Genomic DNA, 22,897 nt, shown 5'->3' on the forward strand with positions numbered 1-22,897 from the left:
TGGTCGGGGCATGACGAGATACGACGTACTGGTGGTGGGCGGCGGAGCCGCGGGACTGAGCGCGGCACTGACCCTGGGCCGGGCCCGACGCACGGTGCTGGTGGTCGACGGCGGGCAACCCCGCAACGCCCCGGCCAACGGGGTGCACAACTTCCTCAGCCGCGACGGCATGCCGCCCGGCGAGCTGCTGGCGGCGGGGCGGGCGGAGGTGCGCGGCTACGGCGGGGAGATCGTGTCCGGCACGGTCACCGCGCTGGCCCCCGACCTCACCGCGACGCTGTCCGACGGATCGACGGTCAGTGCGCGGGCCGTCATCGTCACGACCGGACTGGTCGACGAGCTGCCTGCGATCGACGGCCTGCGCGAGCGCTGGGGCCGCGACGTCCTGCACTGCCCGTACTGCCACGGCCACGAGGTCGCCGACACCGCGGTCGGGGTGCTCGGGTCCGTGCACAAGGCGCTGCTGGTGCGGCAGTGGTCGAGCGACCTCACCCTGTTCCTCGACGGCGCCCCCGACCCCACCGAGCAGGAGTGGGCGCAGCTCGCCGCGCGCGGGATCTCCGTCGTGGACGGGAAGGTGGCCGGGGTCGTGGTCGAGGACGACCGGCTCGCCGGGGTGCGGCTGGCCGACGGCACCGTCGTCGCGCGCACCGCCCTGTTCGTCAGCCCCTTCTTCCGCGCGACGGGAGACCTGCTCACCGCGCTCGGCGTCGAGACCGCCGATCTCGAGTTCGGGGGCGTGCCGGTCGCCACGCACGTCGTCGCCGAGCCGTCCGGTCGCACCTCGGTGCCCGGTGTGTGGGCCGCGGGCAACGTCGTCGACCCGATGGCGCAGGTGGTGACGTCCGCCGCGGCCGGGATGGCGGTGGGGGCCCAGGTCAACGCGCACCTCGTACTCGACGACACCGAACGGGCGGTGCGCCGACGGGAGGCCGCGGCCCTGGAACGGCAGGTCTCGGAGATCGTCCTCGGCGACCGGCGTCACGGCCTCTCCTTGACCCCCTCCCCCAGCAGCTCCACGACGTAGGCGATCCGCCGGGCACGCTCCTCCGGACGGCGCTTGGTGCCGTCGATCCAGCGGAGGTAGGCGCGGCGGTAGAACTGGGCGAGCGAGTCGAAGAACGCCCCGGCCGCCGGGTCCGCGTCCAGCGCCGCGGCGAGGTCGGGAGCCAGGTCACCGCGCTGCGGGCCCTCCGGCACCAGCACGACGTCGACGAGCCGGCCCGGCCCGATCCCGCGGTCGCGACCCCACGTCGGGCCCATGACGATCCGCCCGCCCTCGACCGTCGCCCGGACGTCGCAACCGGCGACGGTGCCGGTCACGTGGTGGACGGGTTTCGCGCCCCAGGCCTCGTCCGGGTCGAACGGCACGGGGATCGCGACCCGCCCCCGCTTCCCGTCCTGCGTCGTCGCGGTGAACCGGCGTGACTCCATGCGGTCCAGGATGCTTGACGACGGGTCGCTGCGGGTACTGATCGCCGTGGACACCACCAGGATGGGACGCCAGGGACTCAGCGGATGGCGGATGCGGGTCGGCGGGCCCGTGTCGAAGCAGGTGGCACGGCGCACCGGGGTGTCGCCGGAGGCGGTGCAGGCCGTGCTCGGCGCGGCGTTCTTCCTCAGCTCGGTCTGGTACGTCGCGGCGACGATCGCGGCGATCGTCCGGGAGCGCTAACCGAGCGCCGCGACGACGGCGCGCGTCGCCTCGGCGATCGTCGCGTCCGACGGGTCGGCGTTCGGGTCGGCCGGTGCGGTGTAGACCGCGAGGACGATCGGGGCGCGGTCCGGCGGGTACAGCACCCCGATGTCGTTGCGCTCGCCCTGGAACCCGGTGCCGGTCTTGTCACCGACCCGCCATCCCGCGGGCGCGCCGGCCCGGATCGTCTTCTCGCCGGTGGTGTTGGCGAGCAGCCAGCCGGTGAGCCGGTCACGCCCCGCGGGGGCGAGACCGTCGCCGAGCGTCACGGCCTGCAGGCTCCGCACGACCGCCGAGGGCGTCGTCGTGTCGCGCTCGTCGTCGGGGCCGGCGGAGATGTTGAGTTCGGTCTCGGGCCGGTCGAAGCGGGTGACCCCGTCGCCGATCCCGCGGACGAACGTCGTCACCGCAGGAGGGCCGCCGAGGACGTCGAACAGCAGGTTCGCCGCGGCGTTGTCGCTGTAGGTGATGGCGGCGGCGCACAGGTCGGCGACGGTCATGGCCAGGCTCTGCTCGGTGATCGGCGAGTTCGCGATCAGCACGCTGGGCTCGTAGGTGATGACCCGGTCGAGCAGCGTCGGGTCGTCGGCGGCGCGCTGCAGGACGGCGGCCGCGATGAACGCCTTGCTCGTCGACGCCAGGAGGAAGCGCTCGTCGCCGCGGTGCGACACCACCGCGCCCGAGCCGGTGTCGACGGCGTGCACGCCGAGGCGGCCGCCGAAGCGCTGCTCCAGGGCGGCGAGGCCGTTGTCGACCTCTACCGGCAACGGCGTCGGGGCGGTCGGGGCGGTCGGGGCGCCGCAGCCGACCAGTGCGGCCCCGAGTCCGAGGAGGAAGGTACGGCGTTCGATCGTTCTCATGCACCGAGCAGACCAACTCCTGATCGATAGCGCAAAGACGAAGATGATCGGCTTCCGATAGCCGAACGGCTATCAACTCTGGTGGGATGCGGCCCGTGGACCTCCTCCGGCACCTGAATCTCTTCGTCACCGTCGCCGAGGAAGGGCACTTCGGCCGGGCCGCGACCCGCCTCGGCATGACACAGCCGCCGCTGTCGCAGGGGGTGAAGCGACTGGAGGTGGAGCTGGGCGTGGTCCTGCTGACCCGCAACGCGCGGGTGGTGCGGCTGACGCGCGCGGGTGCCGACCTGCTGCCTGCCGCCCGCAGGCTGCTCGACGACGCGACCGCGCTGCGCGCCCGGGCCGCCGACCACGCCCGCCCGCAGCCCGCGCTGCGCCTCGGCGTCGTACCGCAGGTCGGTGCCGCGCTCGCCGCGTCCCTCGCAGCGGCCGCCGGACCCCGTTCTGCTCTCGTCACCGCGCCCACGACCCACCTCGTCGACGCACTCGACGCCGGGCAGCTCGACGTCGCGATCGTCCGGCACCCGGCGGTGCTCGGGTCGCTGTCGGCGGGCGCGGTGACGGGGTTGCCGACCGTCGCGCTCGTCCCCTCGGACCACGGTCCCGGCCGCACCACCCTGCGCGGACTCGCCGGGCTCCCCCTCGCCGTCCCGCCCCGCACACATGCTCCCGCCGCCCACGACCTGCTGCTCGACACGCTGGTCGAGCGGGGCTGGGACCCGCCGACGGTGCCGGCCGCCGACGACCGGACCGCGCTGGCCCTCGTGGCGTCGGGACAGGCGGTGGCGTTCACCGCCGACCCGGCCCTGTCCGCGCCGGGGGTGCGGCGCATCGACGTCGGTGCACTGCCGCTGTGGGTGCGGCCGGTGTGGCGCGACCCCGCCCCCGGCACCCTCGACGCGATCATCGCGGTGCTCGAGGCAGCGTCGTGAGTGCCGGGTCTCCCCCGGCCGACGTCGCTGCACCCGACGGCGTCCCTGCCTCCGGCGTCCGGCCGGCCGATCGGCCGCACCCCGCCGGGCCGGCCGTCGCCGGCCCGGCGGAACGGGTACGACAGGCGTTCGCGGACGCGGGCGTCGAGGGCCGGCTGCACGCCGTCGGCCTGCACCGGAACCGCCCCCGGGAGGTCGCGGTCGACGCCGACGAGCCGGTCGTCATGGCGTCGGTCTACAAGCTGCCATTGCTGGTCGCGTTCGCCCGCCTCGTCGACGACGGGGGTCTGGACCCGACCGAGCCCGTCACCGTCCCGGCCACCCGCCGCACACCCGGCCCCACCGGCCTGTCCGCGCTGCGCGACGCGGTGACCACGACCTGGCGCGACCTGATGACCCTCACCATCACGCACTCGGACAACACCGCGGCCGACGTCGTGCTCGCCCGCGTCGGGCTCGACCGGGTGAACGCGATGCTGGACGCGTTCGGCCTGCACGACACGCGCGTGCTCAGCGGCACCGACGACGTGCAGCACGAACTGCGCGAGCAGACCGGCTCCCGTGACGTCGCGGAGGCGTTCGCCGCGCTGGCCCGCGACGACGGCACCGGCGACGTCGCCGCCTACGACCCCGCCCTCACCAGTGCCAGCACCGCCCGTGACACGACCCGCCTGCTCACGATGGTCTGGGACGACACCGCAGCCTCGCCGGACGGGTGCCGCTTCGCCCGCGACCTCCTCGGCGCCCAGATCTGGACCCACCGCCTCCGGTCCGGCTTCCCCCGCGGCGCCCGGGTGGCGGGCAAGACCGGGACGATCGGCGCCGTGCGCAACGAGGTCGGCGTGGTGACGTTCGACGGCGAGCACCCCGTCGCCGTCGCGGTGTTCACGCGAGCCGCACGCGCCGACCCGATCCTCCCCCGCGCCGACGCCGTGATCGGCGAGGCGGCCCGCATCGCGGTGACCGAGCTGCGGTCCGGCCGCGTGGAGTAGCCGGCCGACCGCCCGGGGCGCGACGCGCTCACCTCGTCGCCCTGCGATCCGCGGGCGCGCCGGTCAGTCGGGTCCGGCCGCACGTCGCCGGAGCAGGAACGTCGCCGTGTGCGCCACCCCGGCGTCGGGATCGTCCAGGAGGCCGGTCAGCGTCGCCCGCGCCCGCCGTCCGGGGATCTCCGCGAGCGCGCCGGCCAGCCGGCGGCGGGCCGGGCCGGTGGCGCCCGGGAGCTCGGCGGCGATCGCGGCGGCGATCGCGTCCGCCCGGCCGTGATGGGAGGCGAGCGCGGTGAGGACGTCCGCTGCGTCCACGTCGTCACGACCCTCGACGACGAGGGTGACGAGCACGGGGACGGTGTCCGCCTCGCCGCGCGCGCCGCGGGCGAGCGCGATCCGCCCCCTCACCAGCGGGTCGGAATGCCCGGACGCCTCGCCCAGCACGGCGAGGGCCTGCGGCGAACCGATCTTCACCAGGGCCGCCAGCGCACGGTGCCGCCGACCCGCGTCGACCGAGTCCAGGGCGGCCGCCAGTGCCGGGACCGCGCCGTCGCCGGTCCGGGCGAGGGCCCAGTCGAGCGCCCCGGCGACGTGGGGGTCCGGCTCGTTCAACGCCGCCTCGGCGAGGCTCGCGGCATCGCCGGTGAGCGACAGGGCGAACCGCTGACGGGCCGAGGGGTCACCGACGTCGAGCCCTCGCACCAGCTCGACGGTCCGCAGCACGTCGGACCACGCGGCCGGATCGCTCGCCTGCACCCGGCCGAGCCGGCGGAGCAGCTCCTCCTCACGGGCGATCCGGTCACGCGTGCGGACGACGAGCTCCTCGACCATCGCGGCCGGGCTGAACGAGAGGTCCCCGAGCACGTCCGCGACGTCCTGCAGGCTCAGCCCCAACGAGCGCAGACCCTCCACGTGGAACAGGCGACGGACGTCCTCGTCGGAGTACTGCCGGTACCCGCCCAGCGTGCGCCCGGTCGGCGACACCAGCCCGATCGAGTCGTAGTGGCGGAGCATCCGGGCACTGATCCCGGACCGCGCGGCGACCTCCCCGATCAGCATCCCAGCATCCGCTCGGTCGCTGCCGCGTGCGCACGAACTTCCGGGTCCCGGCTGGTCATCGCCCGCCGGACGACGGGCAGGGCCACCTCCCCGAGCTCGACGAACGCGCGGCTCAGGCTCCGCCGCACCTCCCGACCCCCGCGCCCGAACTGCGTGGACAGGATCTCGGCGAGACCGGGCCCGCCACCGTCGGGCACGAGGCCGACCGCGGTGCGCCACGCCGTGCGGGCGACCTCGTCGTCGTCATCGGTCAGGAGCTCGACGGTGATCGCCGGCCACGCACCGACGTCGCCGATCTTCGACAGGGTGTGCAGGGCCTGGCTCCGCGCCTGCGGGAGGTCCGACCGGAGCGCGGCCACCAGCCGCGGCACCACGAGAGCGGGGTCGTGCCGGGTGAGCGCCCAGGTCAGCATGTCGCGGACGAAGAAGTCGGACTCGACCGCGCACCGCGCGACCAGCCCGTCGATCTGCCCGGGCGCAGGGCTCGTCCCCGCCCGGAGCGCCGCCTGCAACCGTCCCGACGCACGTCCGTCGACCATCCCGACCACCTCCACCCCCGATCACAGACCCTGTCACGGTGTGAAGGTCAAGCCGGTGGTGCGGCGGGGACACCGACGCGGCCCGGGTACTCTGCGCGGGCGCCCTCGTAGCTCAGGGGATAGAGCACCGCTCTCCTAAAGCGGGTGCCGCAGGTTCGAATCCTGCCGGGGGCACGCAGATCAGGGCCTTACGCTGCTGGTCAGGCCGCTCAACGTGGAGCTATACGTGGAGCGAGCCTGCTACCGTCGCTCCATGCCGGGGTCCTCGAAGCGTCAGCGGGGCGAGATCGAGAAGCTGCCCAGCGGCTCGCTGCGGGTCCGCGTCTACGCCGGCCTCGACGCGCTGAGCGGCAAGCGCAACTACCTCGTCGAGACCGTGCCCGCCGGGCCGAAGGCCGCTGCGGAGGCCGAGAAAGTCCGGCGCCGGCTCGTGCACCAGGTCGACGAGCGCCGCAACCCGCGCACGAAGGCGACGGTCAACCAGCTCATGGACCGCTACCTGGAGCTGCTCGACGTCGAGGAGACCACCCTCGACCGCTACGAGCAGACGATCCGGGTGCACATCCGCCCGCTCCTCGGGCACATCCCCCTCGCGAAGCTCGACGGCGAGACGCTCGACAACCACCAGGCGATCCTCCGCCGGTGCCGGGCGCACTGCGACGGCCGGCCGTTCGTCGAGCACGCCGTCGATGGCCCGCACGACTGCTTGGAGAAGTGCCGGCTGCACGTCTGCCGGCCGCTGGCGACGTCGACGATCCGCAAGGTGCATTTCTGCCTCAGCGGAGCCCTCGCCCGCGCCGTCCGCTGGCGCTGGATCACGGTTAACCCTCTCGACCAGGCCGAGCCGCCCCGCGGCGGCCGCTCTGATCCCAGCCCGCCGACGGCCGACCAGGCAGCCGCAATTCTCAACGCCGCGTTTCCGGACGTGATGTGGGGCTGCCTGCTCTGGCTCGCCATGACAACCGGCGCCCGCCGCGGCGAGCTGTGTGCGATGCGCTGGGGCCTGCTCGACCTGGACCGCGCCGTCCTGACGATCCGCTCCAGCATCGCCCAACAGGGCACCCGAACCTGGGAAAAGGACACCAAGACCCACCAGCAGCGCAGAATCGCTCTCGACAATGACACGGTGGCCCTGCTGGGTTCCTACCGAGAGCGGTGCGGGGAGAACGCGACTGCCGTCGGAACAACGCTTGCGCTCGGCGGGCGACTCTTCTCGGCATCGGTCGACCACAGCACGTGGCTGCGGCCATCGTCTGTCTCGAACCGCTACGCGCGGATGTGCCGTCGGCTTGGCTACGACATGAACCTGCACCAGCTACGCCACTACTCAGCGACAGAGCTAATCGCAGCCGGCGTAGATGCGCGAACCGTGGCGGGCCGCCTTGGTCACGGCGGCGGAGGGTCGACCACACTTCGGGCATATACGGCATGGGTTGCCGAGGCTGACCAACGTGCCATGAAATCGTCGAGCGTCCGAATGCCTCCGCCACCCATCCAGCTCAGTAACCGCGAGTTCGACAGACAAGAAGTCAACTCAAAAGTTTCAGGACCGTACAGCGTAATCGCCTCGGACCTCCGAGCGGCAATCAGGTGTGGAGCAATCGCTACCGGCGAACCGCTGCCTACAATTTCCGCACTCATGAACCAGTACAACGTCTCAGCTGGAACAGCTCACCGCGCCATCTCGAGCCTACGAGACGACGGCTTGATTGTAACGAAGAGAGGTCAGCGATCGATAGTGCTGACAGATCGAAGCCACCGGTCATGTGTCGACTAGAGAAGTTGCTCGAACGGCGCACTAAAGAACTAGCAGGCGGCAATCGCCAAGGCAGGACTCAAGTAGAAATATGCCAGAACAATTAAGTAGCGACTTGGAACTCTGCAGGGTCGCTCACGTATCCAGCGATGGCCTAACCGCACAACTTGAGATCCTGCGAAACTCAGTCTGGGCAACCCTCAGGTCATCCACGCCCCTCAGCCTAGAAGAGGGGACGATGGTACTCATCGACCCCGACGCCAGCAACGGCGAGGAAGTATGGAGGAAAGCGCCCGAGAGCCTGCGCATGGATCAGCAACTGGTGGGAAACGTCCGCTTCCTGAACGAAGAGCTCACGGTTGTTGAGGTTGGTGGCCGTCAGATAGCAATTCCCACCAATGAAACCTTCGAATACTCTGTGGATCATTCAGTCACGTTTTCGGAGAGATTTGGAATAACGGCGGTTCTCACCAAGGAGCCCATAGCCTCTGTAGATCCGCTCGGCGAAGATTCGGTCGATATTTCGACTTATGCGGTTGACCCTCCTAACCCACCACTCAAGTTCGCGGATTTCGGCGGATCGGCAGAGATTGTCGAGCGCGCCCGACAACTCGTAGAGCTCCCTCTTGAACGCGCCACCGAGCTAGCCACCATCAACGCCAAACCAATTCAGGGCGTGATCTTTAGTGGCCCTCCAGGAACAGGGAAGACGCTGCTAGCACGCATCATTGCCTGCCAAGCCCAGGTTCCGTTGTACGTAATCAACGGGGGCCAGATCGCCAGCAAGTGGTGGGGCCAAAGCGAGCGCGTTCTCCGGCGAATCTTCGACACTGCGGCCGCGGATAAGCGAGCGATCATCGTCATTGACGAGATTGACACCATTGGCGGGCAGCGGCAGGACGGAATGCACGAAGGTTCGTCGCGACTAGTAACTCAACTGTTGACACTCATGGATGGATTTCAGCAAAGTCGCGGCGTGGTGGTGATAGGCACGACTAACCGGGTGGACAGCATTGATTCGGCCCTCAGGCGCCCCGGCCGATTTGACTGGGAGATCGAGTTCCGCTTACCAGATGTACTAGAACGAAGGCTGATCCTCGTCAGCTCAAGCCGTGACGTTCGCATGATGGACGATATTGATCACTTTGAGATCGCTGCGGAGACCGAGGGGTGGTCTCCGGCGGACTTAGCGTCCATATGGTCCGAAGCTTCCTACGTCGCAGCCGCGGATGCGCGTAGCGCTATTGCCCAAGAAGACTATCAAGAAGGCTACCGACGGGCCGCAGCTCAAAAGGCCGTACGAAACAGAACACGTACTACGGGAGAGTCCCCGGCATGAGGCGAGCATTCCGCTACTTGCGCAACCGGTACCGGCTGATCCGACGCTGGTGGACTGCCCAGCTTCGCCAGCATCCCCTTCGCGAGTTTGTGTATCTTGATGAGATCAGCGTCTTCTCGTTGATCTCCTCGCGACTAGGGCCGATAGCGAGTGAAATCACCGAAACTGCACTTGCCACGGTGAGCGCTGAGTCGAGCGCAGACGTTGAATTGGACTTGAAGCCGATCAAGGCTAAAGGCGGCAGCAAACGCGCAAAGTCAACGAGCAGTGAGACCCAAGTACTTAGGAAAGCGACGATTCAATCGACATTTCGCGAATTGTACGAGTTCCAGCGTGAGTCATTCCGTATAGCAGTGGTCGGGGCGTCGGCAACTGCACCCACGATCTCGTCAACGACAGACTTGGCGCGCGACGCAGGTTCGACAAGCTTCTCCGGCTGGGTCATCGATCCCCGGAAGCTCGAACGCGGCGATCTCGTTGAAATGAAGCTCAGCCTGGAAGCGGACCCCGCATATCTCGTAAGCAGCAATATCGGCGCGATAGCAGACATCGTTGATGACGGCGGTGGGCTAATTCCCGGTTCGAATAGCCCGCAGATGGCTCAGATCGTCGCCTTGAATCGAATTCTGGAACGACTGATGGTCGGGCTGGTGCCCCTGCTGTGCCGCGCCACCGAGTACCGGGCTGTGACGATCGACGGGCGTGAACTTCTGGTCCACGAGAGAATACTATCGCAACTCAGTCCCGGCCACGGCCTCTTGATTCGACCGTTCTACGTAGCCGGCATCACCGAGCTGGGACTATACTGGAAAGACGTCCGGAGAATCCTGTTCTCACAAGTCGAATACACCGCGCTATGCAGAATCGAGAATCCTGCAATCCGGGATCGCTGGACATCTGTGAAGCTCGTCGATCTGATGCGCTCCACGATACCTGACATGGCGGCCGCCATCGAGAATATCGGACCGCAAGTGCTTCAAGTAATGAGTGCAAGTCAGATTGGCGACCCAAACCAAATTGACGTCCGTACCCGCGAATGCAGATTGCGGGCGCTCAATGCGTACGGGCGAGAACTCCTGCAGCGATCAGCGGTGGCCGTGACCGCTGCCGACGAGCAGCAGATAGACGCAATTGCGACACGCACTGCAGATGCACTATCGACATATCCAGGGCGCCTCGCTGCTTATAGGGAGATAGCAGACTACGTAAAAGGGCGTGCTGGCCAAGACGTCGACCCCGCGGATGCTATTCAGATTCGCGGCCGCGTGCTTCGCGACGCTGGCCTCACTCTGGAAGCTGCGCTTCTAGGAGCGCCGAGCGGGACTACACCTGCCGGCCCGGAGTCTGACCAAAGAATTCTAGAAACCGAAATTGTAGCGCTCTACTGGTGAGAACGCGCGCTGTTCCGCACAGCATGACCGAGCTTCCACGGATACCGGCTCCGCCGTCGGTCGGGCGTGCGCAGCAAGGCCGCGCCGGCGGTGGGCGGGGCAAGCACGTTCTTCGCTTGCGGCGCCCACCGGCGGTGTGGCATCCCTCCGGGCGACCGAGCGACGGCGGAGCCTCCCCACCACCTCCCACCGCAACGTTCGTCCCTGGCCGGCTCCGCCGGAGTGAGGGCCGGGTCCGGGCGGAGCCCGGGTAGTTCGTGCTTCAAATCGTCGGGGGCCGGTCGCATACTCAGGTCGTGTCCACGCTGGTTCTGCCGTCGTGGGTGGTCCCGGATTACGACGCGGTGCGGGAGTGCGAGCGGGTGAGCGTGCGCCTGATCGGGCTCGGGCCCCGCGCGGTGACCGCTCGCGATGCCGGCGTGGCCGCGGCGCTCGTTTGGCTCACGATCGGCGAGGTGTCGCCGCTGACCCATCGCGCGGTGCCGGGCACGAGTCACGCGGACGGCTCGTGGACTCCGGGCGCGTCGTGGGAGCTGGTGCGGGCGGAGTCGTGGGTGGCCCTGTCCGTGGCGGCCGGGGCGCCGGCGCCGACAGCGGAGGACTGGCGCCGGCTCGGCGTCGAGCCGGCGCCTGCTGCCGTCAACGACACGGATTTCGCCTACGGTGTCTGGCGCACGCTCGCGTGGTTGCTCGGCGTGCGGGAGGACTTCCCGGTTTACACCGCCTGGCACCGGGCCGCAGGCAACCGGCGCGAGCGGCCGCACCTGTACAGGCGGCGGCCCACCGAGCGGGACGCGGCCTGGCGGGCAGCCGAGCAGGCGGCCCGGGACCAGGCTCGGGCCGACGCTCGGCGCTACTGGGAGCACGTGCGGGCGCGGGTCGACGCCACCGCGTAGGCGCCGACCCACGCGCCGGCGTCAGCGATCGCGGACCAGCTCCGCACCGTTGTCCATCTCGACAACCGGTTCGGCTTGCCGGCCCAGCTCGATCACCTGCTCGTCCTCGGCGGCCCGCGCTGCGCGTGCAGCCTCGGCCTGCTGTCGGGCCGCGATTTCGGCGAGGGCTGCCTGCGCGCGCTCGACAGTCTCGGCGGTCTCGTCGACCGTCGGGATACGCCGACGCTCAGCCGGGTCGGTCCGCTCGCTCGGGTGCGCGGCACTGATCTCACGGACGTCGGGCACGGCGGTCTCGGCCGCGTCGACCGGCTCGTCGAGTCGCTCGGCGGCCGGGTCGTGCAGCTCGTGCTCGTCGTGGATCGCGCGGTCGCAGTCGGCGTCGGTCTGCTCCGCGAGGTGCGCGGCGAGCCACTCGTCCCCCGTCACGCGGTCGTCCGGCTCGTCGGGGTCGATGCCGCGGGCGCGGAGTTCGGCGCCGGACCGGTGGGCCTCGTCCCGCGTGACGGCTGTGTGCACGTACCACCGGCCGCGGGCCTCGTCGGCGTCCTCGAGCACGGCGGCGCGGGCGGCGAGCTGCTCCGCCTCGCGGGCGGCCGCGGCGGCATCGGCCCGGAGCCGGGCACCGTCGGTCTCGTCGACGCCCGGTGCGTCGGCGTGGGCGGCCCACACCTCGGCGTCAGTACGGGCCTGGGCGAGGGCCTGGTGGAGGGCGTCGAGTTCGTCGGCGACATCGCGCGGCGCCCACTGCTCCTCCCGCTGGTACGCGACGTAGCGGGCGCGGAGCTGGCCGTCGGTCAGGTCGGCCTCCTCGGCGCCGGCGTCGAGCAGACCGAGCGCCTCGTGCGCGGCCCGGTAGACCGCCGCCTTCTCCGCGAGTCCGGGGGCCGGCGCGAAGCCGAGCGGGTCGCGGTCGTCGGTGTAGCCGGCGAGTTCGCGGTAGGCCGCGGCCCAGCCGGCGCGGTGCTCCCACTCCTGGCGGGCGAGCACGTCGTCGTCGGCCGGGACCGAACCGAGAGCGTCGAGGGCCCACCGCGGCGGCTGCTCGGCGACCTCGGCGCCGAGTTCGTGGCGACGGGTGTCGGCGGCCTCGGCCCGGTCGCTCATCCATGCGGCCCACTCCTCCGGCACCCGGGACGGGATGAGGTCGCTCATCGTCGTCAGGTGCGGGGTGAGACGGCCGGCGTAGGCGGCGGTGATGCGGCTGTGCAGCACCTGGGCGGGCGAGCGGGCGCCTGTCAGGTCCCGGTCGGCGAGCACGCCGGACAGCACGGCGTCGGGGTCGTGGCCGGCGAGTTCGGCGGTGCGCAGCAGCCGCTCCAGCGAGCCGAACGCCTCGTCGGCGGCGAGCGCGGTGCGCTGATCGGCGGTGATCGCACCCTCGGCGGTGAGCCGGTCGAGCGTGGCGGCGGTCCGGCCGGCGGTGACGGTGCGGCCGATGACGTCGGCGAGCTGATCGACGTGCGTCATCGTCGAGCGCGCCGCGATCTCGTCCTGCTCGCGCTCGGCCAGCGCCGACCGCTCGCGCTCGTAGCCGTCGAGCACGTCGGCCAGCACGGCGGCGGCGCTGCGCGGCTCGACCTCGAACGTCTGCCCGGTGTCGGCGTCCGCCACGGTGGCGGTGGTGACCACCCACGCGGTGTTGTTCTCCCGCCCGCGGGTCATCGGCACCAGCAGCCCGGGAAGGTCCGTCCCTGCCGCGGGCACGCAGTGGGCGGTATCGACGGTGCGGCCCTCGGCGGCGTGGACGGTGGAGGCGTAGCCGAGCGTCAGGTCGGCGGCCACGTAGGTGGGTGGCAGGGCGAGCGGGTCGCCGAGCACCTCCCCGTCCGGGCGGCGCTCGACCACCGGCGCCACGGTGAGCCCGCCGTCCGGGCGCAGCGCGGTGACGCGGTAGGTGTCGCGGTTGATCGGGGCGCGGGTGTTGCCGTCGACGCCGATCAGCTCCCAGCCGTTGCGGCGGGCCTGCACGAGATCCCCGACTCCAGCCACGACGCCCTCCCAGCCCTCACGGGCCAGCGCGACGCCCTGCTCGTCGACGCGGCCGAGCGCGACCAGCTCGGCGCGCAGCGCGGCCGACATCCGCGCGGCGGCGGCGTTGTCGCGGACCATCAGCAGCGACTCGCGGCCGGCGAGGGTGTCGGCAAGCCACGCCCGGGACGCGGCGGTCTCGGCCTGCTCGGGCGTGCCGCCCTCGCGGAGCCGGCCGTGCTTGGCGTACTCGGCGAGCACACCCGTGTCACCGTCGCGCAGCCGCAGCGACGCGGCGCACTCCCACTGCGCGTGGAAGCGGCGGACGTCGGCAAGCTCGTAGCGGATGCCGTGCTCGGCGACGTCGGCCAGCGCCCCGCCCGGCCCGACGGCGCCGAGTTGGCGCGGGTCGCCCACCAGCAGCAGCTTCGCGCCGGCCTCGGCGCACCGGGCCTGGATCTCGGCGAGCTGGTCGGTTCCGGCCATGTTCGCCTCGTCGACGACCACGAGATCGTCGGGCCGCAGCTGCCACCGCTCATCGGCCGCGGAGCCGGTGCGGAGCCGGTTTTGCGCGCCGAGCCATGCGGCGGTGTTCGTCGCCGCTGTGACGCCCTCCTCGGCGAGCACGCCGGCCGCCACCTGCGACGGCGTGAGCCCGAAGACGCGCCGCCCGTCGACGCCGGCCCAGGCCTCGGACAGCGCGCCGACGACGAAGGACTTGCCGGTGCCGGGGGCGGCCGACATGACCTCGACCTGCGCACCAGATGTCAGCACTCCGCGCAGCGCGGCCGCCTGGTCGACGCCCAGCGGGCGCCCGGACGTGGCGAACCGGGCGACCAGGGAGTCCGCGGCGTCTGTGGTGAACCGGGCCGTGCCGCGCCGGACCATCGCGGCGCGGAGCGCGTGCTCTGCCGAGACCTGGCCCTCGGTGGTGAACAGGGCGACGGCGGGTGCGGTGTAGGGCGACTGGCCGTTGGCGAGCAGCTCTGACGCCGGCAGGTTCGTCGTGTCGCCCGGGCGGGTCACGGGAACCGCGCCGTCGAGCGCGGCGTCGGTGAGCCCGTCGAGCAGCGGGCGAACGTCCTCGGGCCGCACGCGTAGGTTCCCCGGTAGGGCGTCGGAGACGGCCCGCAGGAGCCCCGACCGGGTCCACGCTTGCTTCGTCTCCGACACCCCGGCGAGCGCGCGGTCGACGACGTCCCGCATCGACCACGCGGCCGCCTCACTCGCCTGCTGGGCGCGGGCCCGCACGTCGTGGGCGACCTGCCCGAGGCCGGTCCCGATCGTGTTCGCGCACTGCTCGGTCCACCGGGCGAGCTGCTCGGCGCGCGTCTCCCCCACGTGCGACTTCGCCGCGCGGGTCGCGAGCGTGGCCTGACGGGCGATGTAGAACCGCTCCGCCGACGACGGCTCGCGCCCGTAGGTCCGGCGGAACTCGCCGAGCATCTCCGCCGTCCGGCCGGTGACCGCGCGCCGGCGCGACGAGAACAGGTCCATCACCTCGCCCGACACGCCGACCACCTCGCGGGCCCGCCCGTCGGGGCGGGTGGCGAACTCGACGCCGAGCGAGCGCGTCATGTGAGCCTCCATGACCCGTTCGCCGATCGCACCGGCCGCGCCGCGCAGTGCGTGGATGGCGCGGGAGTCGAGCGTGCGCCACGTGCCGTCCGCACACGGGACGCGGTTGAGCACGGCCTGATGGACGTGCAGCTGCGGGTCCTTGTCGCGGGAGTCGTGCTGCAGGAACTGCGCGACGACGAACTCGTGCGCGTCCACCCAGCGGCCGGCGCCGCCGCCGTGGTGCCCGACGCGGGAGTAGCCAGCCTCGTCCTGCAGGTAGTCGATCACGGCGCGGGCGCCGGCCATCACGGCCTCCTCGACTGCCTGTGCGTGCGCCTCCCACGCCTGCGCGGCCTCCTCGTCGCCGGCGGCGCGCGCGTCGTTGGCCGCGCGCTCGAAGGCGACGGCGAGGACGGTGACGCTCTTGGGTGCGGAGAACGTGAGATCGAGGAACGCGACGGCCTGGCGGGAAGAGCGTTCGGCCTGCGCGCGCAGCTCGGCGCGCTGCTCGGGGCCGGCGTCCGGGTGCGACTCCAGCAGCCCGGTGTAGATCTCGTCCGCGCTGCGGTACTTGCGGTGTCCCGGCGCGAGCGCGTCGGCCTCGTCCCAGGTCTCCGGCGAGCGCGAGCGCGGGTCGCGCGGGTCCCGCAGGTGCGAGTAGAGCGCCTCCATCAGGTGCGGGTCGACGTGGCCGTCGAGACCGAGGGCCTCGGCGCCGGCGCCGTACCAACGCCCCGGTGGTTCGCCCGCGGCGACGGCGCCGGTGTAGTAGTTCTCGCGGCCCTTGGCGACGGCGTCGGTGAGGTAGCGGACGGAGTGTCCGGTGGCGATGCTGAGCACGGCTGAACTCCTTGTTGATCTTGCTATCGAGCGAGCCCGCCAGGGCGAGCGAAGATCACCAGGGGATCGTGATGCCTCGGTGTGCTTCGTCCTTGGTTCTTCTGCTCGTCCTGGCGGTGGTGCGCTTCGGTCAGGTGCGTCGGTGTTGCTGGCGGGTGTGGATGTCGGCTTCGTGGAGCTGCTCGTCGGTCGGTTCGGGTCGTGGGGCGAGTGCGTCCTTCGTCCAGGCGATGGCGATCAGCTCGGCGTGGTCGGCGAGCGGCGCGGGTGCGGCCGGCCGGGCGTGCGCGGTGCCGGTGCGGTGCAGGGACAGCTCGCACGTTCCGATCGCGGACCGGACGCGCTTGGCGACGCCGGGGCGCTGGCGCTCGTGCCAGTCGCCGACCCGGGGCCAGGTGCCGGCCTGGGGGTCGAACGCCTCGGCGTGCGCGCAGCGCAGCCACCACAGCTCCTCGATCACGTCCGGGTGCCAGAGCCAGCACGCGGAGAGCACGGCGTCCGGGTAGCGGAGGTAGACGCGGCGGGTCCACGCGATCAGGTCGGCGAGGTCGGTGACGGCCTGCTCGGGGTCCTGCGCGAGCATCCAGGACCGGACGGCGGTCGGCGCCTCCCCGGCCGGGGTGAGGGCGGCGGCCACCTCGGCGAGGTCCCCGGCGAGCTGGCGGACCAGCGCGTCGAGCGCGGTGACGCGGCGGCTGTTGCGCTCCACGGCCTTCGCCACGGCGGCGAGCTGCTCGTCCTCGGGCGGGCTCATCGCGGCCACCGGTCGCCCTCGCCGGGCACCACGCGGAGCAGCGGACGCTCCTCGATGGGCACGCCCTCGACGGCGCGCCACGGCGCGGCGGCCCAGCGGAGAGCACTCGCCATCCACGCGACCGGCCGGGCGACGTGGACCGCCAGCCACCGGCGAGCCATGCGGGCGGTCGCGCGGAGTCGGACGTCGGGCGCGTCCGGGTACTGCCACGCCCGGACGTCGGGTCGCCGGTAGGCCATCTCCACGCGGCCGATCACCGGCGGCATCCCGCGGCGGAAGGCGACCACCGTCTCGGCGGGCAGGTTCGCGATCTGCGCCGGTGCGAGCACCGGGACCCGGCGGACCGTCCGGGACGCGACCCGCCCGTGCAGGTCGGTCGTGGTGATCGGCTCGTCGCGGTCGCCACCCAGCGTCGACCAGTAGTTGAGGTCGTCGCGGGAGCGGGTGCCACCGAACACCATGACGGCGGCGGTGTTGTTGAGTATGACCTCGGCTTTGGCGTCACCCCAGCGGTCGAGGAGCTGCGCGCGGGACTGGAACGCACCGATGATCGTGACGCCGCGTCCGCCCATGTCGGCGGTCCACTGGTGCAGCGGCACCGGGCAGATCAGCGCGGCCTCGTCGAGCGCAAGGGTGAGCGGCGGGTCGAGCCGGCCGCCCTTGCGCAGCGCGGCGATCCGCCGGGCCTCGCGGGCGATGTGCCCGGTGAGGGCGGACACGAGCGGCGCGGTCTGCGTCTCCTCGGCGCCGAGCAGGTAGACCGTCGCGCAGGCGGCGAGCAGCTCGGCGACGTCGAACCCGGCTCCCCCGGTCCGCGGCCCGGTCGCTGCGGCGGTCGCGGCCTCGTGCGTGAGCCAGCCCAGCGCGGGCATGATCGTCGAAGTGATCGAGGAGCGGGTCTTCTCGTTCGTCGCGAGGAACTGCGCGGCGTCCTGCTGCAGGGCCGGTTGGGGCGAGCGACGCAGCAGCGACGCCACCTCTGCCTTGGCGTCGTCCGGGTCGGTGACCCACCGCTGCACGTCGTGCATCGTCAGGTCGATGTCGAGGGCGGCGGCGTGCAACAGCGCGGCCAGGACGCGCCGGGCCTGCGACTCCCAGAACTCCCGGTCGCCCGACCCGCCGCCCCACGTGCCGGCCGAGAGCAGGTCGGCGGCGCGCTCGGCGGCCGTCACGGGGTTGGTGCAGCCGGTGAGCGGGTCGAAGGTGATCGTCGAGCCGAGCGACGCGAGCCCGACCGGGTTGAACACGTAGATCGGGCCGCGGGCGCGGCGCAGGGGCGCGGTCTGGTCGTAGAGGTCGGTACGGGTCGAGGTCACCAGGACGGCGCCGGGCGCGTCCAGGATGCGGCCGGCGAGGTACTGAGACTTGCCGGTGCGCGGACCGCCGAAGATGCACACGACGTCCTCGCTGGAGGCCCACACGCGCATCAACCCGGCGCGGCAGAGCAGCACGGCGACGTCGGCGGTGCGGACGGTCCAGTAGCGGGCGATCCGCTGCCACCGCGTGACGGCGGCGAAGGACGGCCGGACGGTCCCGGCCCGGCGGCGCATCGCCAGAGAGCCGGCCACCTTGACGATGTCGGCCGTGGAGGCGACGCCGACCTTGCGCCGGGTGCGGGCGCCCCAGCGGACGACGACCGCGGACGTGCGGGCGTAGCGGTGCCAGAGCAACAGGGCCACCGGCGCGAGCAGCAGGGCGAGGACCCACCCGGGGGTCTGCCGGTAGAGCGTCATCGCCGGCAGCAGGGCGAACGCCCCGAAGGCGACGGCGACCAGGCGGGCGCCGCGACTCCAGGCAGCCCAGGCCACCCCGGCGGACACTGCGAGCACGAGCAGGGCGGAGCCGTTCACGGCTGGATCTCCGATCGGATCGGGGCGCCGTTGGTGGCGGCCTGGGCGAGTTCGGGCGGTGGGGTGGTGGCGCGGGCGCGGTCGATGAGCCGGCGGGCCTCGTACTCCGAGACACCCAGCTCGCGGGAGATCCGGCGGCGGCCGGCGCCCGCGGCGATCAGCTCGGCGGCGCGGTCGTCGTCGACGTCCGGTTCAGCCGGCGCCACGTCCGGCACAGGACGCCCGACGAGCACCGCCAGGTGGACGACCGCGCCGAGCACGGCCGGCGCGACGGCGGACACGATGACCACGACCCACCAGGCCGGTCCCTGGCGGTAGGCGGCGAGACCGTGGCCGAGCGCGTTGGCCGCGACCGACAGCCCGAGCAGCGCCAGCGCGAGCGAGCGGGCGAACCGGCGCGCGCTCGTCGACACGGCACCGCCGAGCCAAACCAGCGACCCGGCCGCGGCGCCCGCGTCGACGACGACCGGCAGCAGCCAGGCCAGCTCCGGCGTAAACCCGCACAGGAGGGCGAGATCGCGCAGGGCGGCGAAGGACAGAACGGCGGCGGCCGTGGCGACGACCAGCAGCAGCCCGTAGAGCACGGCGCGGGCCCTCACGTCGTCACCTCGACGCCGATATGGCCGACGGTCGACCAGAACTCGTTGAACCGGCTCTCGGCTGCCGCGACGCCGGCGCGGGCGGCGCGGAGCTCCTCGACAGCGTCGGCGAGCCGGGTGGCCGGGTCGACGGCGCGCGTGTCGTCGTAGAGGGTGCGGCCGGTGGCGTAGCGGGCGACCTGGACGGCGAGCACCTGCGTGAGGTCCTCGACCGCGTGCAGGGTGCGGACCAGCTCGCCGGCGAGGGCGTAGAAGTCGGCGTGGTCCGGGCCGGCCCAGCGCTGGAGCCGGGCGACGTCCTCCCACGCGTCGGTCGCCTGCTCGGCGCGGGCGACCGCGAACGCGCGGCCGTCGTCGGTGGGTGTCGTTGCGGTGGTGCTCATCTACGATCGGGCCCTTCCTGCGTCTGTGTCCCTGCCTGGGTGCTGTGCGTGTGGGAGATCAGGAGGGGGGCCCGGTTGCAGCCGCGGCTCCCCTCCGCCTTGCTGATCCAGCGGGTGACGGTGCGGGCGGTGACGCCGCACCGGTGGGCGACCTCGACGACCGGGCGTCCCGCGGTCAGCAGGACCCGCCCGGCGGCCTCGACCTCCACCCGCGTCGCGCCCGGCCGAAGCCCGGCGTCGAGCACGGCGGTGGCGCGTCCCGCCTCCGATGACCCCCTCCGCTCCTCCGGCGTCAGACCGCCGGCGATGCCGAACGGGATGCGCACCAGCGCCTCGGCCAGGCACTCGGCCCGGACCGGGCACCGCGCGCAGACCGCCTTGGCGACGGCGACCTGCGCCTCGTAGACCGGACCGTCGTCGGTAGTAGGAAAGAACGTCTCGGGCTCGACCGAGCGGCACTCCGCCCGGGCCCGCCACTCGCCGTTCACCCGACCGCTCCGGACCCAGACAGGGCCGGCGTCGCGGCGTTGTCGAGAGTCGAGAGGAACGTCGCGACCGCACCCGGCAGACCCGCTCCGACCGGCGTCGAGACGAAGAGCACGATCGCGACGAGGGCGAACACCACGGCCCCGCCGGGCACCCGTGCCTTGGCGCAGATGATCGCGCCGACGATGGCGAAGAAGATCAGGACTCCGACGCTGGGCATCGCTCACACCCCCCGGCCGGGCTGGAAGGGCACCCACTCCGAGGCGTCGACGACGCTGCGGTCGGCCACAGCCGCGTCGACCATCTCCTCGAGCGCGCGGGCCGGGACGATGAGCCGGCCGCGAATCTTCACGGCCGGGAACTCCCCCGCCGCGATGGCCCGGTAGACCGTCATCGCCGACATCCCGAGCAGCCGCGCCACCTCGGCGACGCTGTAGAACTGCGGCGCTCCGGCCGGCGGTTCCGTTCGCAACTGCAAACCTCGCATGACCACTCCCTCGATATGTACACGTACGGTACGTGTACTAGACAGCGTAGGCACGAGTGACGCTTTGTCAACGCTGTGACCTCGTGCGATACCGAGAGTGCGGGCGAGGGTGGGTGTGGCGGCAGATGACGCGGGATGACGTGGGGTGACGCGAGTTCCGCATCAGGGTTGATCTCCGCTGGTCAGCGCGTCATGGTGAGGAGGGGATCGACCAGGAGGAGTGATGCCGAACCGGCTTGCTCAGGCACGTGCAGAACGGAAGTGGACGCAGGCGCAGCTGATCCACGAGCTGCGCCGTGCCGCCGGGACCAAGCAAAAGTTGCCGCCGGACGAGAGCGTCAAGCGCCGCATCGCGGTGTGGGAGAACAAGGGCGGTGCGGTCAGCGCCTTCTACCGGGACCTTCTGTGCAAGGCGTACCGCCGCAGCGCCATCGAGCTGGGCATCGCGGACGAGCCGGCACCTCCGCCACCGGCGCCGGCCCTTGACGATGCGCTACCGGTTGCCTTCACCCGCCTCGATCCTGGCGTCGTGGCACTGCTCCGCGACCACACGCAGAGCATCCGCCTGCTTGACCGCCGGCTCGGCGGCGCGCTGACGTTCAAGCAGACCGTGGCGCACGTCGAGCAGATCGACGGCCTGCTGCGACACGCCCTGCCGGGCGCGCATCGGGAGGCGGCGGCCGACGAGCTCAGCCAGGCCGCCGCACTGGCCGGCTGGCAGGCGCTCGACATCGGAGACGTCCGGGAGGCGTGGCGGCTCCACGAGATCGCGACGGCGGCCGCGCGTGAGAGCGGGCAGGCGGCAGGACTCGCGTACGCCACCGCGCAGCAGGGCTACGTCTTGCTCGACGCGGGCCAGGCGGACGACGCGCACGCCCTCATCGCACGCGCCCGGGCGCAGGCCGGCTCCGCCGTTCCGCCGGTCCTGCTCGCGTGGCTGCACGCTGCCGAGGGTGAGTCGCTGGCGGCTCTCGGCCGGCGCGACGGCGCCCTGCGCGCGCTCGACGCGGCAGCCGACCTACTCCCGAACGACGCGCAGGACGACTCGCTGCCCTACGTCATGCTCGGCGCCGGCCATCTCGGCCGCTGGCGCGGCCACTGCCTTGCCCGGCTCGGCGACGGCGACGCGATCGACGACCTGACGAGCGCGCTGGACGCGATGGGCGAGGGCCAGTACGGACGCGCTGAGGTCGGTCTCCGCGTCGACCTCGCGCTCGCCTTCGCTGCGCGCGGCGACACCGGCGACTCGCACACCCACGCGCGCCGGGCCGCGGAGCTGGCCGGCCGTACCGGCTCTGTGCGCCAGCGCCGACGGATCGCCCAGCTACTCGCCGCGTGACGCCGGCGCGCTCGGCCCGCTGAGCGCGAGGACGTGCAGCAGCCCGACGAGCGACCCCGAGTTGACGATCTTCTGCGTGCGGATCAGCTCGGCGACATCAGCCAGCGGCACCCACTCGAACGTGCCCTCGTTCAGCTCGGTCGCCTCGGCCACCTTCTCGGCGCCTCGCGCGAGGAACACGTGGTGCGCGTTGCGGACCATGCCGACGTTGGGCTCGAACGTCACGAGGTGCTCGACGGACCGCGGGCGGTAGCCAGTCTCTTCCTCGACCTCGCGCGCCGCCGTCTCGGCCGGCGCCTCGCCCGGGTCGAGCAGCCCGCCCGGCAGCTCCCAGTTCCACACGTCTGGCGCGAACCGGTGCCGCCACGCCATCAGTACTCGCTCGCCGGAGTCATCGAGAACAACGGTCATCGCCGCAGGCTTCATGGTCACGACGTGGTGCTCAAACCGCTCCCCCGTCGGCAACTCGACGTCAGCGAGGCCGACGGTCACCCACTCGTTGTCGAACACCAGCCGCTCACCAGCAACGACCCATCGGCCATCACCGTCCCCGTGGTCGGTCATGCCCGAACCGTAGCTACCGATCATGCGCTGTGCTCGCGCCGCGGCGGTGTGCCGGGAAGGCCCCAGAACCATGGCGGACGACCACCAGGCCCTCTTCCACGAGCTGCCGGTAGGCGCGCCGCACTGTGTTCCGAGAGACTCCATGCTCGGCGGCTAGCTCAGCCTCGCTGGGTAGCAACGCTCGGCTGCCTGGATCGGCCTGCAGACGTCCACGGAGATCAGCGGCAACCTTCTCCCAGGCAGTCGTGGGCGCTCGCGGGGCTGAATCGACGGAACCCGCGATCCGCCGGCCCTGCCCAGGCAGCACCTCGATGAGGCCCTCCTCTGCGAGGACGGCGAACGCCGACCGAGCAGTACCGCGTGACACGGAGAACTCGTGCGCCAACGCCTGCTCAGATGGAAGCATCGACCCTGGCTGCAACTCACCACCCGCCAGCCGACGGCGTAGCTCGTCGGCGATCTGGAGGTAGCTGCCGCGGGGCGCCACTCATCCGCTCCTTCCCTGGCCAGGTCAAGCCGAGCGTAGTGGGTTGACGACTGCGGGCCCCATGTGACGGGAGCGAGTTGCTCGCGAGCCGTACGCAGTACGAGGCCACAAGGCGATGGGCAC

General features: G+C 71.9%; 23 protein-coding genes and 1 tRNA gene. 10 read left to right on the forward strand and 14 right to left on the reverse strand.

The window, feature by feature from the left end; genetic code table 11:
- Positions 1 to 10: 10 nt before the first annotated feature.
- The gene (locus tag I4I81_RS20755; protein WP_225924648.1) at positions 11 to 1,027 is read left to right on the forward strand and encodes an NAD(P)/FAD-dependent oxidoreductase; all 1,017 of its coding nucleotides are present in this window, start codon (positions 11 to 13) and stop codon (positions 1,025 to 1,027) included.
- On the opposite strand, the gene I4I81_RS20760 is transcribed toward I4I81_RS20755, so the two are convergent.
- Positions 982 to 1,434 (reverse strand): YdeI/OmpD-associated family protein, encoded by a 453-nt coding sequence (locus I4I81_RS20760; RefSeq protein WP_225924649.1) that lies wholly within the window; start codon positions 1,432 to 1,434, stop codon positions 982 to 984. The two genes, I4I81_RS20755 and I4I81_RS20760, sit on opposite strands and share 46 nt — an antisense overlap.
- On the opposite strand from I4I81_RS20760, the gene I4I81_RS20765 reads away from it, so the two are divergent.
- Positions 1,433 to 1,675 carry a hypothetical protein gene (locus tag I4I81_RS20765; protein WP_226363484.1) on the forward strand — a complete coding sequence of 81 codons (243 nt, stop codon included), beginning with the start codon at positions 1,433 to 1,435 and terminating at the stop codon, positions 1,673 to 1,675. The two genes, I4I81_RS20760 and I4I81_RS20765, sit on opposite strands and share 2 nt — an antisense overlap.
- Here I4I81_RS20765 and bla read toward each other — a convergent pair.
- A complete protein-coding gene (bla, locus tag I4I81_RS20770; protein WP_218601070.1) occupies positions 1,672 to 2,556 on the reverse strand; it encodes a class A beta-lactamase in 885 nt (294 codons plus the stop codon). The genes I4I81_RS20765 and bla overlap by 4 nt on opposite strands.
- A gap of 95 nt (positions 2,557 to 2,651) precedes the next feature.
- Here bla and I4I81_RS20780 point away from each other — a divergent pair, with 95 nt between their 5' ends.
- A complete protein-coding gene (locus I4I81_RS20780; RefSeq protein WP_275967478.1) occupies positions 2,652 to 3,488 on the forward strand; it encodes a LysR family transcriptional regulator in 837 nt (278 codons plus the stop codon).
- Positions 3,485 to 4,480: a serine hydrolase gene (locus I4I81_RS20785; protein WP_218601072.1), complete on the forward strand. Its 996-nt coding sequence runs from the start codon at positions 3,485 to 3,487 to the stop codon at positions 4,478 to 4,480. The genes I4I81_RS20780 and I4I81_RS20785 overlap by 4 nt, the downstream gene beginning before the upstream one ends.
- 63 nt (positions 4,481 to 4,543) lie before the next feature.
- On the opposite strand, the gene I4I81_RS20790 is transcribed toward I4I81_RS20785, so the two are convergent.
- Positions 4,544 to 5,536, reverse strand: a complete 993-nt coding sequence (locus tag I4I81_RS20790; RefSeq protein ID WP_218601073.1) for a MerR family transcriptional regulator — start codon at positions 5,534 to 5,536, stop codon at positions 4,544 to 4,546.
- Positions 5,530 to 6,075, reverse strand: coding sequence for a HEAT repeat domain-containing protein (locus I4I81_RS20795; RefSeq protein WP_218601074.1), 546 nt, complete (start codon positions 6,073 to 6,075; stop codon positions 5,530 to 5,532). Before I4I81_RS20795 ends, I4I81_RS20790 begins: the two co-directional genes overlap by 7 nt.
- 101 nt (positions 6,076 to 6,176) lie before the next feature.
- Here I4I81_RS20795 and I4I81_RS20800 point away from each other — a divergent pair.
- The 5 genes from I4I81_RS20800 to I4I81_RS20820 all read left to right on the forward strand — a co-directional run bounded on the left by I4I81_RS20800 (position 6,177) and on the right by I4I81_RS20820 (position 11,457).
- Positions 6,177 to 6,249: transfer RNA gene (locus I4I81_RS20800), tRNA-Arg, on the forward strand.
- A gap of 79 nt (positions 6,250 to 6,328) precedes the next feature.
- Positions 6,329 to 7,852 carry a site-specific integrase gene (locus I4I81_RS20805; RefSeq protein WP_218601075.1) on the forward strand — a complete coding sequence of 508 codons (1,524 nt, stop codon included), beginning with the start codon at positions 6,329 to 6,331 and terminating at the stop codon, positions 7,850 to 7,852.
- Between the two features lie 217 nt (positions 7,853 to 8,069).
- The gene (locus tag I4I81_RS20810) at positions 8,070 to 9,170 is read left to right on the forward strand and encodes an ATP-binding protein (protein WP_218601076.1); all 1,101 of its coding nucleotides are present in this window, start codon (positions 8,070 to 8,072) and stop codon (positions 9,168 to 9,170) included.
- A complete protein-coding gene (locus I4I81_RS20815) occupies positions 9,167 to 10,561 on the forward strand; it encodes a DUF6414 family protein (RefSeq protein ID WP_218601077.1) in 1,395 nt (464 codons plus the stop codon). Before I4I81_RS20810 ends, I4I81_RS20815 begins: the two co-directional genes overlap by 4 nt.
- A gap of 296 nt (positions 10,562 to 10,857) precedes the next feature.
- Complete coding sequence (locus tag I4I81_RS20820; protein WP_218601078.1) at positions 10,858 to 11,457, forward strand: hypothetical protein; 600 nt, start codon at positions 10,858 to 10,860, stop codon at positions 11,455 to 11,457.
- 21 nt (positions 11,458 to 11,478) lie between these two features.
- Here the strand turns inward: I4I81_RS20820 and mobF are convergent, their stop codons facing one another.
- From mobF to I4I81_RS20860, 8 genes are all read right to left on the reverse strand, one after another.
- Positions 11,479 to 15,825 (reverse strand): MobF family relaxase, encoded by a 4,347-nt coding sequence (gene mobF / locus I4I81_RS20825; RefSeq protein ID WP_218601079.1) that lies wholly within the window; start codon positions 15,823 to 15,825, stop codon positions 11,479 to 11,481.
- Between the two features lie 130 nt (positions 15,826 to 15,955).
- Positions 15,956 to 16,579 (reverse strand): hypothetical protein, encoded by a 624-nt coding sequence (locus I4I81_RS20830; protein ID WP_218601080.1) that lies wholly within the window; start codon positions 16,577 to 16,579, stop codon positions 15,956 to 15,958.
- Complete coding sequence (locus tag I4I81_RS20835) at positions 16,576 to 18,429, reverse strand: type IV secretory system conjugative DNA transfer family protein (RefSeq protein WP_226363485.1); 1,854 nt, start codon at positions 18,427 to 18,429, stop codon at positions 16,576 to 16,578. The genes I4I81_RS20830 and I4I81_RS20835 overlap by 4 nt, the downstream gene beginning before the upstream one ends.
- A complete protein-coding gene (locus I4I81_RS20840) occupies positions 18,426 to 19,028 on the reverse strand; it encodes a DUF2637 domain-containing protein (protein ID WP_218601081.1) in 603 nt (200 codons plus the stop codon). Before I4I81_RS20840 ends, I4I81_RS20835 begins: the two co-directional genes overlap by 4 nt.
- Positions 19,025 to 19,411, reverse strand: coding sequence for a hypothetical protein (locus I4I81_RS20845; RefSeq protein ID WP_218601082.1), 387 nt, complete (start codon positions 19,409 to 19,411; stop codon positions 19,025 to 19,027). The genes I4I81_RS20840 and I4I81_RS20845 overlap by 4 nt, the downstream gene beginning before the upstream one ends.
- A complete protein-coding gene (locus I4I81_RS31625; protein WP_218601083.1) occupies positions 19,408 to 19,899 on the reverse strand; it encodes a WhiB family transcriptional regulator in 492 nt (163 codons plus the stop codon). The genes I4I81_RS20845 and I4I81_RS31625 overlap by 4 nt, the downstream gene beginning before the upstream one ends.
- The gene (locus tag I4I81_RS20855; RefSeq protein WP_218590234.1) at positions 19,896 to 20,117 is read right to left on the reverse strand and encodes a hypothetical protein; all 222 of its coding nucleotides are present in this window, start codon (positions 20,115 to 20,117) and stop codon (positions 19,896 to 19,898) included. Before I4I81_RS20855 ends, I4I81_RS31625 begins: the two co-directional genes overlap by 4 nt.
- Positions 20,118 to 20,120: 3 nt before the next feature.
- Positions 20,121 to 20,369: a helix-turn-helix domain-containing protein gene (locus tag I4I81_RS20860; protein WP_226363486.1), complete on the reverse strand. Its 249-nt coding sequence runs from the start codon at positions 20,367 to 20,369 to the stop codon at positions 20,121 to 20,123.
- A 238-nt stretch (positions 20,370 to 20,607) separates the two neighbouring features.
- On the opposite strand from I4I81_RS20860, the gene I4I81_RS20865 reads away from it, so the two are divergent.
- Entirely contained in the window at positions 20,608 to 21,723 is a 1,116-nt protein-coding gene (locus tag I4I81_RS20865; RefSeq protein ID WP_225924650.1) for an NsdA family TPR-like regulatory protein, read from the forward strand.
- On the opposite strand, the gene I4I81_RS20870 is transcribed toward I4I81_RS20865, so the two are convergent.
- Both I4I81_RS20870 and I4I81_RS20875 read right to left on the reverse strand, forming a co-directional pair.
- Complete coding sequence (locus I4I81_RS20870; protein WP_308187789.1) at positions 21,709 to 22,359, reverse strand: NUDIX hydrolase; 651 nt, start codon at positions 22,357 to 22,359, stop codon at positions 21,709 to 21,711. The two genes, I4I81_RS20865 and I4I81_RS20870, sit on opposite strands and share 15 nt — an antisense overlap.
- Complete coding sequence (locus tag I4I81_RS20875; protein WP_218601086.1) at positions 22,301 to 22,774, reverse strand: winged helix-turn-helix domain-containing protein; 474 nt, start codon at positions 22,772 to 22,774, stop codon at positions 22,301 to 22,303. The genes I4I81_RS20870 and I4I81_RS20875 overlap by 59 nt, the downstream gene beginning before the upstream one ends.
- Positions 22,775 to 22,897 lie beyond the last annotated feature (123 nt).

The sequence above is a fragment of the Pseudonocardia abyssalis genome (assembly GCF_019263705.2).
Lineage (GTDB): Bacteria > Actinomycetota > Actinomycetes > Mycobacteriales > Pseudonocardiaceae > Pseudonocardia > Pseudonocardia abyssalis.